13 protein-coding genes are annotated in these 13,778 nt (G+C 31.9%); 6 read left to right on the top strand and 7 right to left on the bottom strand.

What is annotated here, in order from left to right:
• The first annotated feature begins 185 nt into the window (after positions 1-185).
• Positions 186-842, top strand: a complete 657-nt coding sequence (locus HQN85_RS01665; protein WP_173268612.1) for an ankyrin repeat domain-containing protein — start codon at positions 186-188, stop codon at positions 840-842.
• Between the two features lie 57 nt (positions 843-899).
• Here HQN85_RS01665 and HQN85_RS01660 read toward each other — a convergent pair whose 3' ends face one another.
• The 4 genes from HQN85_RS01660 to pyrF form a co-directional block, all read right to left on the bottom strand.
• Positions 900-1,121 carry a PspC domain-containing protein gene (locus HQN85_RS01660; protein ID WP_173268611.1) on the bottom strand — a complete coding sequence of 74 codons (222 nt, stop codon included), beginning with the start codon at positions 1,119-1,121 and terminating at the stop codon, positions 900-902.
• 1 nt (position 1,122) lies between these two features.
• Positions 1,123-2,403, bottom strand: coding sequence for a DUF2851 family protein (locus tag HQN85_RS01655; RefSeq protein WP_173268610.1), 1,281 nt, complete (start codon positions 2,401-2,403; stop codon positions 1,123-1,125).
• Positions 2,404-2,533: 130 nt separating this feature from the next.
• Complete coding sequence (locus HQN85_RS01650; protein ID WP_173268609.1) at positions 2,534-3,439, bottom strand: DMT family transporter; 906 nt, start codon at positions 3,437-3,439, stop codon at positions 2,534-2,536.
• Positions 3,436-4,266, bottom strand: a complete 831-nt coding sequence (gene pyrF, locus HQN85_RS01645; RefSeq protein WP_173268608.1) for an orotidine-5'-phosphate decarboxylase — start codon at positions 4,264-4,266, stop codon at positions 3,436-3,438. Before pyrF ends, HQN85_RS01650 begins: the two co-directional genes overlap by 4 nt.
• Before the next feature lie 270 nt (positions 4,267-4,536).
• Between pyrF and rho the strand changes: the two genes are divergently transcribed.
• Both rho and pssA read left to right on the top strand, forming a co-directional pair.
• Positions 4,537-6,339 (top strand): transcription termination factor Rho, encoded by a 1,803-nt coding sequence (rho, locus tag HQN85_RS01640; protein ID WP_173268607.1) that lies wholly within the window; start codon positions 4,537-4,539, stop codon positions 6,337-6,339.
• A gap of 86 nt (positions 6,340-6,425) precedes the next feature.
• A complete protein-coding gene (pssA, locus tag HQN85_RS01635; protein WP_173268606.1) occupies positions 6,426-7,127 on the top strand; it encodes a CDP-diacylglycerol--serine O-phosphatidyltransferase in 702 nt (233 codons plus the stop codon).
• Here the strand turns inward: pssA and HQN85_RS01630 are convergent.
• Together HQN85_RS01630 and folK are read right to left on the bottom strand one after the other, a co-directional pair.
• On the bottom strand, positions 7,124-7,501 hold the full coding sequence (locus tag HQN85_RS01630) for an Hpt domain-containing protein (protein WP_173268605.1): 378 nt from the start codon (positions 7,499-7,501) through the stop codon (positions 7,124-7,126). The genes pssA and HQN85_RS01630 overlap by 4 nt on opposite strands.
• A gap of 17 nt (positions 7,502-7,518) precedes the next feature.
• Positions 7,519-8,013, bottom strand: a complete 495-nt coding sequence (gene folK, locus HQN85_RS01625) for a 2-amino-4-hydroxy-6-hydroxymethyldihydropteridine diphosphokinase (protein ID WP_173268604.1) — start codon at positions 8,011-8,013, stop codon at positions 7,519-7,521.
• A 113-nt stretch (positions 8,014-8,126) separates the two neighbouring features.
• Between folK and sppA the strand changes: the two genes are divergently transcribed.
• Both sppA and HQN85_RS01615 read left to right on the top strand, forming a co-directional pair.
• Entirely contained in the window at positions 8,127-9,893 is a 1,767-nt protein-coding gene (sppA, locus tag HQN85_RS01620) for a signal peptide peptidase SppA (RefSeq protein WP_173268603.1), read from the top strand.
• Between the two features lie 105 nt (positions 9,894-9,998).
• Complete coding sequence (locus HQN85_RS01615; RefSeq protein WP_173268602.1) at positions 9,999-11,390, top strand: gluzincin family metallopeptidase; 1,392 nt, start codon at positions 9,999-10,001, stop codon at positions 11,388-11,390.
• A gap of 11 nt (positions 11,391-11,401) precedes the next feature.
• Here the strand turns inward: HQN85_RS01615 and HQN85_RS01610 are convergent, their stop codons facing one another.
• Positions 11,402-12,013, bottom strand: coding sequence for a hypothetical protein (locus HQN85_RS01610; protein ID WP_173268601.1), 612 nt, complete (start codon positions 12,011-12,013; stop codon positions 11,402-11,404).
• A gap of 76 nt (positions 12,014-12,089) precedes the next feature.
• Here HQN85_RS01610 and HQN85_RS01605 point away from each other — a divergent pair, with 76 nt between their 5' ends.
• On the top strand, positions 12,090-13,778 hold the full coding sequence (locus tag HQN85_RS01605; RefSeq protein WP_173268600.1) for a DNA polymerase/3'-5' exonuclease PolX: 1,689 nt from the start codon (positions 12,090-12,092) through the stop codon (positions 13,776-13,778).

Raw genomic sequence — 13,778 nt, 5'->3', positions numbered from 1 at the left:
AATTATTATCTCACATTAAACTTTCTTTCAAAACAATTGTCATAATTAAAAGCTGAAGAATATCGGTTTGAATAGTTTTGTTTTAGGTTAATCCTGCTTGATATTTATTGAGCAGGATTTTTTTCATCTGAAAATCTCAATTTATTTTTGTTAATTTAACATATAAGTTTTAAAACTATTTTATAATGGATATTACGCATCTCGAAGCACTTATAGAAAATGATCAGATTGAAGAACTTACTGCTCTGCTTACTCAAAAACCAGAGCTAGCAATTAAGACTACTTCTCATCAAATTTCTCCAGTTTTGTTAGCTTGTTATTATAAAAAACAAGAAATAGCAAATGTAATTGCAGAATTTGCTCAAGATCTAAATATTTTTGAGGCTTGTGCAATTGGAAAATTTGATGATGTTACTTTATTAATTTTCAAAGATCCACAATTAATAAATTCTTATTCTGTTGATGGTTTTACGCCACTAGGGCTTGCCTGTTATTTTGGACATGAAGAGATTGCCAGATTTTTAGTTCTAAAAGGTGCCGAAGTAAATATTCCTAGTAAAAACGGTTTTAATGTTTTCCCAATCCATTCTGCGGTAGCTGCGAATAATTTTAACATTACTAAAATGTTATTAGATGCTGGAGCTTATCCAAATGTTTGTCAAAAATCTGGTGTTGCACCTTTGCATTCTGCAGCTCAATTAGGTAATATCGAGCTTATTATCTTATTATTAGAACATGGTGCTGAAGTTTCTTTACGTATGGAGGGTGGTAAATTACCAGCAGATTTAGCAGAAGAAAAAGGATTTCATGAAATTGCGGAGATTTTAATGCCTGAAGATTAAAGAAGCATAAAATTAAAAGGACAAAGTTCAAATTTATATCCTACAACTTTAAACTCTCTAAATATCCCAAACTCTTAACCTTACTTTTTTCATATAGTTTCTGATATCTAAAACTATGGCAGCTAAAATGTAAAATAGAATTGGAAATCCTACTGCCAAAAATGACGAATAGATAAAGAATAAACGTACTTTACTTGTACTCATATTAAACTTATTTGCTAAATAAGTAGAAACTCCAAAACTTTGCTGTTCGAAAAAGGTAACAATACGTTGAAACATTTTATTGTTTTAAGATTTTAATTCCGATAACACAATTTAAGCATTTTTTTTCATTACAATATGTTTTTTTCAGCTGTAATATTGCTTGCGAGTTAAAGGCATTCATAATATTAACTCCCGCAGCGATATATTGTTGTATAATTACATTGTTTTCGGCAGATAAATTTTCTAATAAAGCAAATGCTCTATTTATCAATCTGTATTGATCCATTACTTTTCCGTAAGTAAACAGAAACAAACTCAAAGTATTAATAAAGATATTATGAATTGATTTTTTGCCTAATTGTACACTAACATCTTCTGTGCTTTTATTAAAATGATAATGGGTTTTCCAGAATGGATGAACAGGTAAATTTTCGAAAATTCGTTCCAAATCTTTATGATTTTTAATCAGCAAAATTTTAGAAAATAAATGATTAGAGTTCACAATCAATGCGGCAAATTGAGCTAATCTCAGCGTTGGAAAGTTCTGTGGTCGAGTACGCATAAATTTCCAGAGTGAAATATCTATAGGCTGAAGGTTATATTTCTTTTGCAAAAATTGATATTCTCTTTTAAGTTGTTCTGGATATTCATCTTCAAAACTCTGATTTAAAAATCCAGCCTGACCAAAAATTAAAGCCTCAATTTGTAATGGATTGTCTTTATGCTTAGCAAATAAGTATTGTGGTAAAGATTGAGCCAACATCTCCATAGGAATAGCATTCAGTTTAAATCCAAAATTTTTGGCCATAAAATGATAAAATGTTTCATCCCAATCGCCTTTTAAAACATTCAATTTCTCTTTAACTTCTGTAGATTTTTGTTCTAAACGTTCTACCAATACACGAGATAAAAATCCATTAATTTGAAATTCATCTACTTCGTGAATTTGTTTTTCGCATGGAAAATTATAAGCCGAAGTAATTAATTGCTCATAATTATTTAAAAGATTTGATGGAAAAAGCCCTTTTAATAAAAGAACAGGTAACAATGTCCCATCTTTTCGATAAACAGGTATATCATCTTCATAAACTACATGTAAAATTACATTTTCATAAGCACTGTCAAGATAATGCTTATGTGCTAACCAATCCGATGATTTAATATGAATTTCAACATTTCCAACCCAAGTGGTATCTTTTATTTTTAGTTTGACATTATTGAAATCGGGCCCAGCATTTTTATTTAAAATTCCCTGCTGTATAATTTCAATATTATCACCATCTGTGGTGTATAATTTTTGGGAGCCATATAATCTAAATTGCCAAATGAAATGCAAAAATTCTTCAGGAAAGTTCATGAATGAAATTATACAATAAAATAGATTCTGAATACTTTATTGTAAAATTTAACTCATAGATATCAGCAATAAATTTATATGAAACGAGATTTTATCGTTAATTAATTAAATTACCTTTAAAGAAAAGTGTCTAAACAGTTTCTGATGATTTTCTCTTATAGTTAGTAATGAAAACCCCTGTAATAATAAGGACAGTTGCGATAAGTAAATCGAAGGTAATTACTTCATCTAAAATAAGCCAACCTAAAAAAATCGCGATAATTGTGTTGAAATAAGAAAGTATAGAAACCTCAGTTGCAGTTACTTTTTTAAGCGCATAATTATAGCAAAAATAACCAATAACTGAACCAAATAAACCTAAATATACTACTGCTGAAAGACTTTCTAAACTCCAAGAATCTGGTGCTATTTTCTCAGAAAACAATAAAGCTAAAACGAGCTGAACTACAGCCGAGAAAACAAATTGATAAAATAAATCGAGGAAGATGTTAGAACTTTTACGTGTATATTTTTTAGTGTAAATAGTTCCGCTTGCCCAGCCCAAAATAGCTATAGCCAAAAACATAATTCCTGTTTTATAGTTTGGATCGAGTAAATCATTTAATCCATCTCTAAAAATAAAAGCTACCCCTAAAAATCCTATAGTTACGCCTATAAAACCTTTTAAACTTGGTTTTTGCAATCCTATTAGCACACTTCCTATAAAAACAATAATTGGTGATAGTGCATTTAGCAAAGAAGTTAGACCGCTAGGAATACTTTGTTCGGCTACGGTTGTCATTCCATTTGCAATTACAATCATCAAAATAGAAAGTAGCATTTGTCTTCTAAAAGCTGACCAACCAATCCATTTTAATTCTTTTTTGCGCAATAAAATAATTAATAAAATAAGCGATGCAATAGTTTGGCGCATAGCGGTTACAAACCAAGGCGGTATAGTTTGTACAGCAATTCGGATACCTAAATAGGTAGTACCCCATACAATTGCTACGGCTAATAACGCTGCAATTAACTTGAAATCTGGTTTTGATTTCATATCAACTTGGCAGTTATTAAAATTTGCTCCATTTCTTGTTGTAAGGTTAACGCTTCTTCTCTTGCTTTTTCGGCAAAATCTAAACCATCACTAGCATAAATTATATTTCTAGCTGAGTTAATTAATAATCCACATTGTGAATTTAATCCATTTTGGCAAACAGCCGATAAACTTCCACCTTGTGCACCAATTCCTGGAACTAATAAAAAATGGTCTGGTGCCAGCTGGCGAATATTTTGAAATTCTTCAGGTTTTGTAGCACCAACTACATACATCATTTGATCACTAGTAGCCCATTTTTGAGATGTAGTTATGACTTGTTCGTATAATTTTTGATTGTCGCTTTGCTTAATTTGAAAATCTTGGCTACCTGAATTTGATGTTAAAGCCAAAAGAATAACCCATTTATTTGGATGATTTAAAAATGGAGCTACAGAATCTTTGCCCATGTATGGAGCTACAGTAATTGAATCGAAGCTCATTTGTGAACTTTCTTCTTTAAAAAAGGCTTCAGCATACATAGCTGATGTATTTCCAATATCTCCTCGTTTCGCATCAGCTATGGTAAAAACATCTTTTGGAAAATGCTTCCATGTATTTACCAATGTTTCCCAGCCTTTAACTCCCCTACTCTCGTAAAATGCGGTGTTAGGTTTATAAGCAACACAAAGATCATTTGTAGCATCGATTAATTGTTTGTTAAATTCTAATATAGGATCATTGTACTTTAACAAATGCTTTGGTAATTTATCTAGCACTGGATCTAAACCAATACATAAAAAAGATTTTTTCTTTTGTATCTGCTCAAAAAGCTCTTGTTTGTTCATTTTAATGGGAGAATTGGTGCACAAAGATGTCAATTTTTGCCGATTTTTAGGATTAGAATGTTTACACAAACTAAACTTTTTTTAAACAATTTTCAATTTTAGTTGGTTATTAATTTTCAAATACATACAATTGTGCCATAATTTCCGAATGTTTATCTGAATATCCCAGAAAAATCTCAAGCAATATTGTTCTATAAGTGTTTTTAAAGCATTTTTCCGTTATATTTTTTTGATAAACTCAATTTAAAATTTCTCGACATACACATATAAATGTTTAATAAAACAGAATTAACTGAAAAGCTTACTGCAGAATTACGTGAGTTAGCAAAAAATGAAGGCATAAATAACGCAGATGATTTGCGCAAAAATGACCTAATTGAACAAATTTTACAGCAACAAACTACTAAAAGCACTACTGCTGAAGTTGTAGCAGAAACTGAAAGACCAATTGTAGTTGCTGCTAAACCTAAAGTTGTTAAAGAAAATATTGCTTCTTCTGATAAACCGTTGGCGAAAAAGAGAGCTCGTATTTCTAAAGATGACAAAAACACTCAGCTACAACGACCAGAACGCGAAAGAATTACATTATTTGACGAACCACAAACGCGTAAACCCGAGGCTGAGCCAACTATTGAAGTTCCTGAGGTTGAGCCACCAGCAGTTACTTTACCCCCAGATTTTGTAAATGATCCTGAAAAGCTAGAGACCATTGCAGAAAAGTTGCAAAATCAAGCAAATAAACCTGCTCAATCTAATCCAAATCAGCAAAATAAAAAAGATAGATTGCCTAGAGAAGCAAGACCTGTTAAAGAAGTTGCAGCTGGCGAAGAAAAACAAGCTAGAGAAGAAAGAGCTCCTAGAGAGGATAACAATAACCGTCCACAAAAAGGGCAAAATAATCCAAATCAGAATGGCGGAAATCATAAACAAAATGAAACAAGTTATTCTAATTTAGATTTCGACAATACCATTACTAACGAAGGTGTTTTAGAAATTATGCCTGATGGTTATGGCTTTTTACGTTCTGCTGATTATAACTACTTATCATCACCAGATGATATTTATGTATCACAATCGCAGATAAAATTATTTGGTCTAAAAACTGGCGATACCGTTAACGGAAGTATTCGTCCACCAAAAGAAGGTGAAAAGTATTTTCCTTTAGTAAAAGTGGTAAGTATCAATGGTCGCATACCTGCTGATGTGCGTGATCGTGTTCCTTTCGATTATTTAACTCCACTTTTTCCAACAGAAAAATTAAATTTATTTACCGATTCATCCAATTATTCAACACGAATAATGGATTTATTTACTCCAATTGGTAAAGGTCAGCGTGGTTTAATCGTAGCGCAACCAAAAACTGGTAAAACAAATTTATTAAAAGAAGTTGCTAACGCGATCGCTAAAAACCATCCAGAAGTTTATTTAATTATCCTACTAATTGATGAGCGTCCTGAAGAGGTTACCGATATGGCCCGTAGCGTAAGAGCAGAAGTTATTGCTTCAACATTTGATGAACCAGCAGAACGTCATGTTAAAATTGCCAATATAGTTTTAGAGAAATCTAAACGTTTGGTAGAATGTGGTCATGATGTAGTTATCCTATTAGATTCGATTACTCGTTTAGCTAGAGCTTACAACACAACTGCACCGGCATCTGGTAAAATATTATCAGGTGGTGTAGATGCAAATGCTTTACACAAACCAAAACGTTTCTTCGGAGCTGCTCGAAATATCGAAAAAGGTGGTTCATTAACTATTTTAGCAACTGCTTTAACAGATACAGGTTCTAAAATGGATGAGGTAATTTTCGAAGAATTTAAAGGCACAGGTAATATGGAGCTTCAGTTAGATCGTAAATTATCTAACAAACGTATTTTCCCAGCTATCGACATTACTGCATCTAGCACTCGTAGAGATGATTTATTATTGGATAGAGAAAATCTACAACGTATTTGGGTATTACGTAATCACTTAGCAGATATGAATTCTCAAGAAGCGATGGAATTGGTACAAGCTCAAATAAAAGGGACAAAAACCAACGAAGAGTTTTTAATGGGAATGAATGGATAAAAAGTTAAAGGTTGAAAGTTAAAAGTTTCTTACTTAGATCTTCTAACAAATTAAACCTTTAACTTTATACTTTCAACATCTTACAAATGAAAAAACACATCCCTAATGCCATTACCTGTGCCAACCTATTTTCTGGTTGTGTAGGAATTGTTTTTGCTTTTAAAGGCGAATTAGAAATTGCAGCTTATTGCGTTCTATTTTCAGGGATTTTTGATTTTTTTGATGGAATGGTTGCTCGTTTACTGCATGTAAAATCAGCCATCGGAAAAGAATTAGATTCCCTTGCTGACATGGTTAGTTTTGGTTTTTTGCCAGGTGTTATAATGTTTCAGTTACTTAAAACCAGTGATTACAGTTCTGAATATTTACCTTATTTAGGTTTTATCATTACTATTTTTTCCGCTTTGCGTTTAGCTAAATTTAATATCGATGAAAGACAAACTGAAGAATTTATTGGTTTAAACACGCCAATGAATACGTTGTTTATTGTTTCTTTACCTTTTATTGCAAAAGATTATCCTACAGTTATAGGCTCTACGATGTTGCTCTTAGCAATAGTTGCCATTACTAGTTTTTTACTGGTAAGCGAGATCAAAATATTTTCGCTAAAGTTTAGTAGCATGGCTTGGGCAAAAAACAAGTTCAAGTTTATTTTCCTTATTTTATCAGCATTGCTGATTGCCTTTTTACAGTTTGCTGCAGTGCCCTTTGTGTTAGTGCTCTACATAGCCCTATCAGTTCTACATTTTAAGAGTGAGAGCTCAAAATCTAACCCTAGTATATCTTAAAGTTGTTTTTTCAACTCAACTCTTGCGTCGTCTAGCTGTTTGTACAATACATTCATAAAATTTTTCACTTCCAAAAAAGCGGTTGGGATATTTTCTACCTCCTTCATTTCACGAGCATTACGTTCAATTTCCTGAATATGATCTCTCACATCTTCCCTACCTACATAGTAAAAAGTAGGTTTCATTTTATGTGCACATTCAGAGGTTGTTTTCCAATCTTTCGCTTCAATGGCATTTTCTAAATCTGCCAAATAAAGTGGAGTTTGCTTTTGAAATACATCTAACATTTCAATCATAAAGTCGGCACTATCGCCAGACATATCTCTTAAATAGGATAAATTAAGAGGTTGGTTGTTCTTTTGGTAATCAATCATTTACGTAAATCTAATAATTATCTTTTTGAAACCGATAAAGTATCTGTTAAAGTTGTTAATATTTCTGTGATAGTTTTCCTAAAAACGGGATGAACTAAGTTTGGTGCAATTTCAGCTAAGGGTTCTAGTACAAATTTTCTATTTTGCATTTCAGCATGTGGAATCTGAAGTTGATCATCAACTATGATAATATCATCGCCATACAAAATAATATCAATATCAATTAATCTTGATCCCCATTTCTCATGCCTAATTCTTCCTAACATTTTTTCAATTTCTAGCACCGCTTGTAGCAATTCAAAAGGCAATAATCGCGTATCAACCCCTAATGCCAAATTTAAAAAACCTGGCTGATTTGTGTTCCCCCAAGGTTCTGTTTCGTAAATAGAAGATCTAGCGATCACCACACCAACTTTTTCCGAAATCAATTGTATAGCCCTTTCTAGATATAATTCACGGTCGCCCAAATTACTACCGAGTAACAAATAAGTTCTATTTATATCTAAATGCATATTAGCTATTTTTCCAATTTTTTATCAAAAATCATTTACCATTGAGGGCATAAATTTACTATTAGATGCCCAATTCGTTTTATATCTTTACAAAATAAATATTTACCCAGCACATGAGAGAATTTTTTAAATATGTTTTTGCAACAGTAGTCGGAATTGTAATTTCAACATTCATTATAGCCTTATTGTTTTTCTTTATTATTCTAGGTTTTATATCTTCAGTAGGTGAAGAAAAGGCTGTAGTTGTTAAAAATAATTCTGTACTGTTTTTAGATTTAGATCAGGCAATTACAGAGCGTACTCCAGAAAATTCAATTATTGACAAATTTGTTGGTGGTGAAGAAAAAAGTATTGGTTTTTATGATGTAATTAAAGCGTTAAAAGCAGCAAAAACAGATGATAAGATTGAATGTGTGTATATCAATGTAACTGCTCCAAATTCAGGAATGGCTACCATGCTTGAAGTAAGAAATGCAATATTAGATTTTAAGAAAAGTAAAAAACCAGTTATTGCCTATAGCGAGATTTATAGTCAGGGTGCTTATTATTTAGCTTCCGCAGCGAATAAAGTATATCTAAATCCTCAAGGCGCATTAGAGTTTAAAGGTTTCAGTTCTGAACTTACATTTTTCAAAGGCGCACTAGATAAATTAGGCATTGAAGCACAAATTATTAGAGTTGGTAATTACAAAAGTGCAGTTGAACCGTTTATTACCACAAAAATGAGTGATTATAATCGTCAGCAAGTAACTACTTATGTTGGCGGATTATACCAAACTTTTTTAGAAGGGATTTCACAAACAAGGCACATCAGCACAGATAGCCTGTTTATGTTAGCTAATGATTATAAAATTCAACTACCAAAAGATGCTTTGAATTATAAGATGGTAGATGGTTTGCGCTATAAAGATGAAATTTTAAATGAGTTAAAAAATATTACAGGTAAAGACAAAAAAAGTAATTTAAACACTGTTAGCATTAACGATTATATTGCAAATTTACCTTCAGCAGCTTTATCTACAAGTAAAGATGAAATTGCTGTTATATATGCGAATGGTGATATTGTTGGAGGTGAAGGTTCTGATCAGCAAATTGGTTCTGAACGCATTTCTAGAGCGATTAGAAAAGCTCGTTTAGATGATGATATTAAAGCGATCGTTTTACGTGTAAATTCTGGTGGTGGTAGCGCTTTAGCTTCTGATGTAATTTGGAGAGAAGTTGTGCTCAGTAAAAAGATCAAGCCTGTTATTGCTTCTTTTGGAGACGTGGCTGCATCTGGCGGTTATTACATTGGTTGCGCCGCGGATAGTATTTTTGTACAGCCTAATACTATTACAGGTTCAATTGGCGTATTTGGTATTATTCCAAACTTCCAAAACCTGTTAAATAATAAATTAGGAATCACTTTTGATGGAGTTAAAACAGGTAAATACGCTGATATTATGAGTGTAAATCGTCCTTTAACTGCAGGCGAACGCTTTATTATCCAATCGGATGTAAACCACGTGTACGACAGTTTTATTACTCGCGTAGCTGATGGTCGTAAAAAAACAAAAGCACAAATTGATAGCATTGGCGGTGGTCATGTTTGGATTGGAACAGATGCAGTGAAAAATGGATTAGCAGATCGTTTAGGTAGCTTTAATGACGCAATAAAAGCAGCCGCTAAAAAAGCAAAGTTATCCGATTTCAAAGTAGTAGAATATCCAGAAAAAATAGATCCATTAAAGGGTTTTCTAGCTAGTGCAAAAGAAAATATTAGTGTGTTTTATGCAAAAAAAGAATTAGGAGAAAATTATCTCATCTTCAAGCAAATGCAAAAAGCAATTGTGAATTCTGGTATTCAAGCTAGAATGGATTATGAAGTGAAAATCAAATAATTAGCAATCATAATTTAATTTTGCAATTGGTTCGAAATCTTTAAAAATTTTATCAATTGAATTTTCTAGCATTTAACTATATTGAGAAATATTAGATTATTTGCTATGAAATTATCCATTTTAATCCTCCTATTTTTTTGCTGTGTAACTCAAACAAAATCCCAAGATACAATACCAGTGTTAAAGGGTAATGTTACAATATCAATTGAAAAAGGCACAATAGCTTGTGATTTTACGTTAAGTAACATACCTAATATTGAAGATTATGTTATTCGGATAAATTCTGGAATGAACATTCTCTACTTCAAAAACAAAACTTCAGGAAGCTTATTATATTTTGATCGGGATCGCTCAGATTCTACCTCATTTGGAGAATCTATCGCCTACTTTTTTGGTGGTACGAAAGGTGTTAGAAAATTTTTGCCAAAAGAAATTGAAGTACGCTATGTAGGAATGTTCCCTGTTATAGATACTGCTAAAGAAACAATGGTAGAGGATTGGAGGGGTAATATTGCATTTGTTGGAAAAACTTTACGTGCAGACGGTTATCAATCAGCTTGGTATCCGATAATATTTGACATGAAAAAACAAATTCTATATCAAAAAGTAAAATACGATGTTCAAGTTAACTGTTCTGACTGTAAAACATTGTATGTGAATGGAAGTAAACCGATAATTGGTCAATCTAATAATTTTAAAAGTGACACTCCTCAAGAACTCCTACTTTATTGTGGAAATTATGATTTTGAAAATTTAGATAATACCTATGTATTAAATGGCAAAATGACTAATACACAATTGAGTGATTTTGGAAGTTTAGTGAACGGCTTTAAGAAGTATTACGAAACCAAATTAAAACTAAAATATAATGGGGACATTACTTTCATTAATACTATTCCAACAGCAAAAAAATATGGCTTTTTGTTTGTAAGCTACCCAACTATAACTAGTGTTAATGCGCAACCATCCGGTCTAAATCGCTTCATAGATACAAAAGCTAGCGCTTTTTATAAACCTTATGTCGCACACGAACTTGGGCATTATTATTTTGGAGAACTACTGCGAACAAACTCCGAATTTGGACCAGTTTTTAATGAAGGATTTACTGAATACATTTCATTAAAATTAACGAAGGATCTCATTTCTGATAGTCTATATAAGGTTAATGTAGCTAAGAAAATAAAATCTCTTAAAGATTTCAAACCAAAAGCATTTTCACAATTAAAAACTCAAAGTGACTTCAATAATAGAGATTTATATGTTTATTATTATGTGCCAATTGTATTATTAGCACTAGAACATGAATTAGGTGAAAAAAAAATGTGGGAATGGTTAAATGAAATAATCTTATCAAAAACAGATTTTACAAACTATGATTTTCTAAAAAGATCGCTTGTTAAGTCTCTCGATAAAAAGTTATACGAACACATTATCAATAGCTACTTCGAAACTGATGAATCGCTTTTAAATGCAATTAAAAAAATATCTAACCAATAAATGTTAGAAAATTAATCTAATTTTTTCCATTCTGGATAAAGGGTGAGATAGGTTTCATTAACTATTTCACCTTTTTTATGTACAATAACTGCTCTGCTTATATCTCTAATAAATTCAACTGCTATCCCATTTGCTCTTGAATCATAAAGTAAGATTGTATCTCCTATTCCATCATTTACATAAGTAGCTACTTTCTTAAAATCAGGATATTTTTCAGTAAAATTAACTAGCGAGTTCTCTGTATTTAAACCTGTAATTGTGGTGAATTTACTAGAGTTTACTCTAATCTGCTTCACATCTTTTCCTGTCATTGTACTATCAACGTATGAAGAGTAGATGGCAATTTCGTTTCTACCATATTTGGTATTCTTTTTACCATACCAAATACCCCATGCTTTTCCCATTGCAGCATCACCAGCATCTGGTTTACCTAAAATACTATCTAATTCATTTACATTTTGCCCCAAATAAATTCGACCAATAGATTTACCTGGTGTTACCAAAAATTTTGCTTTTACACTATCAGTTTCTAAACTATCAGCATTTAATTTAATGGAGTTAGAATTAGAATTGCAAGAAAAAAGAGCTGCTATGAAGGGAATTAAGAGATTTTTAAGTTTCATCTATAAAAAACAAAATAGCGGGTTTATTGTGTTCATAAATTTAATTTTAAGGTTTTAGTTTTATAATTTTACAGCAATGGAAAACAAAACCATATCACGTACATTAAGGCTTTTTTCTCAACTCATGGAGTTGAATGATGAAAATCCTTTTAAGATTAGATCTGTAGCTAATGCAGCATTTAAAATAGATAAACTTCCTTTCCCAATTGCTAAAAAACCTTTCGAAGAAATTGATAAAATTGATGGAATTGGTAAAAGTATAGCTGCTAAAATTATCGAACTGCTAGAAACAGGAACTATCCAGGAACTAGAAAGTAGTTTGCAGCAAATTCCTACAGGTGTGGTAGAAATGTTGAGCATAAAAGGCATTGGGGCAAAAAAAGTAGGTATTATTTGGCATGATCTCAAGATAGAAAATGTTGGTGAACTTTATTATGCTTGCAATGAAAACCGTTTAATTGAAGCCAAAGGTTTTGGACTTAAAACTCAAGAAGAAATTAAACAAAAGATTGAGTTTCGAATGGCTGCCAATGGTAAATTTCTGTACTCACATGTCGAAGGAATTGTCAATCAATTATTTACTGATTTATCGGTTTGGTTAAACAAAGTTGATAGCAGGGAAACTTTACTAGGTGTTGCCGGAGAATTTAGACGTTATGTAGAAATTGTTGAGGAAGCCAAATTTATTATCGGAACTGATAATATTACAGGTTTAATAGAAGAAATTCCATCTTTTGAACTTTTAAAATTTGAAAATAACGGAGATAATACATTTACTGCCTATACAGAAAGCGGTTTACAAATTAATTTGTCAATAGTTCAAAAACCTGACTTTTATCTTGAATATTTTAAACTAACAGGCAATGAAAATCATGTGAATGAGGTTCTAAAATTGGCTGGAAGTGGACCTTTTAAAACTGAAAGAGAAATTTACGAAAAAGCTGGATTAGATTTCATTGAACCCGAATTACGTGAAGGCTTAAATGAGATTGAACTAGCTAAAAAGCATCAACTCCCAAATTTAATTAGCTATACCGATTTAAAAGGAAGTTTACACAATCACTCTGATTGGAGCGATGGTGTGCATACATTGGAAGAAATGGCACTATATTGCAAAGAGGATTTAAAATTGAAATATTTGGGTATTTGCGATCACTCTAGATCTGCGTTTTATGCCAAAGGATTGAATGAACAACGTGTAATCGCTCAGCATCAACAAATTGAAGAGTTAAACAATAAGCTTGCTCCTTTTAAAATTTTTAAAGGCATTGAGAGTGATATTTTAAATGATGGTTCATTAGATTATAGCGATGACATTTTAGCAACTTTCGATTTTGTTGTAGCATCTGTGCATAGTAATTTACGAATGAATGAAGAAAAAGCTACAGCACGATTAATTAAAGCAATTGAAAATCCTTATACCACTATTTTAGGTCATCCAACTGGACGACTATTATTAAGCCGTAAAGGTTACGAAATTGATTATAAAAAAGTAATTGATGCCTGTGCTGCAAATAAAGTGGTAATCGAAATTAATGCTAACCCCCTACGCTTAGATTTAGATTGGCGATGGCATCATTATGCGTTAGAAAAAGGAGTTTTACTTTCTGTAAACCCTGATGCGCACCGAAAAGAAGGTTTTCATGATATGCGTTATGGCGTTATGGTAGCTAGAAAAGGGGGATTGACCGCCCAAAAATGCTTAAATGCTTTTTCTTTAACCGAGATTACCGACTATTTTAATCAAAAAAAAATATCTTTGTGA

Source organism: Pedobacter boryungensis, assembly GCF_013204825.1.
Classification (GTDB): domain Bacteria; phylum Bacteroidota; class Bacteroidia; order Sphingobacteriales; family Sphingobacteriaceae; genus Pedobacter; species Pedobacter boryungensis.
This window is presented reverse-complemented; position numbering and strand designations above follow the sequence as displayed.

Coding starts and splice junctions, on each gene's coding strand:
- HQN85_RS01665 (WP_173268612.1), top strand. CDS start 186: ATGGATATTACGCATCTCGAAGCACTTATAGAAAATGATCAGATTGAA.
- HQN85_RS01660 (WP_173268611.1), bottom strand. CDS start 1,121: ATGTTTCAACGTATTGTTACCTTTTTCGAACAGCAAAGTTTTGGAGTT.
- HQN85_RS01655 (WP_173268610.1), bottom strand. CDS start 2,403: ATGAACTTTCCTGAAGAATTTTTGCATTTCATTTGGCAATTTAGATTA.
- HQN85_RS01650 (WP_173268609.1), bottom strand. CDS start 3,439: ATGAAATCAAAACCAGATTTCAAGTTAATTGCAGCGTTATTAGCCGTA.
- pyrF (WP_173268608.1), bottom strand. CDS start 4,266: ATGAACAAACAAGAGCTTTTTGAGCAGATACAAAAGAAAAAATCTTTT.
- rho (WP_173268607.1), top strand. CDS start 4,537: ATGTTTAATAAAACAGAATTAACTGAAAAGCTTACTGCAGAATTACGT.
- pssA (WP_173268606.1), top strand. CDS start 6,426: ATGAAAAAACACATCCCTAATGCCATTACCTGTGCCAACCTATTTTCT.
- HQN85_RS01630 (WP_173268605.1), bottom strand. CDS start 7,501: ATGATTGATTACCAAAAGAACAACCAACCTCTTAATTTATCCTATTTA.
- folK (WP_173268604.1), bottom strand. CDS start 8,013: ATGCATTTAGATATAAATAGAACTTATTTGTTACTCGGTAGTAATTTG.
- sppA (WP_173268603.1), top strand. CDS start 8,127: ATGAGAGAATTTTTTAAATATGTTTTTGCAACAGTAGTCGGAATTGTA.
- HQN85_RS01615 (WP_173268602.1), top strand. CDS start 9,999: ATGAAATTATCCATTTTAATCCTCCTATTTTTTTGCTGTGTAACTCAA.
- HQN85_RS01610 (WP_173268601.1), bottom strand. CDS start 12,013: ATGAAACTTAAAAATCTCTTAATTCCCTTCATAGCAGCTCTTTTTTCT.
- HQN85_RS01605 (WP_173268600.1), top strand. CDS start 12,090: ATGGAAAACAAAACCATATCACGTACATTAAGGCTTTTTTCTCAACTC.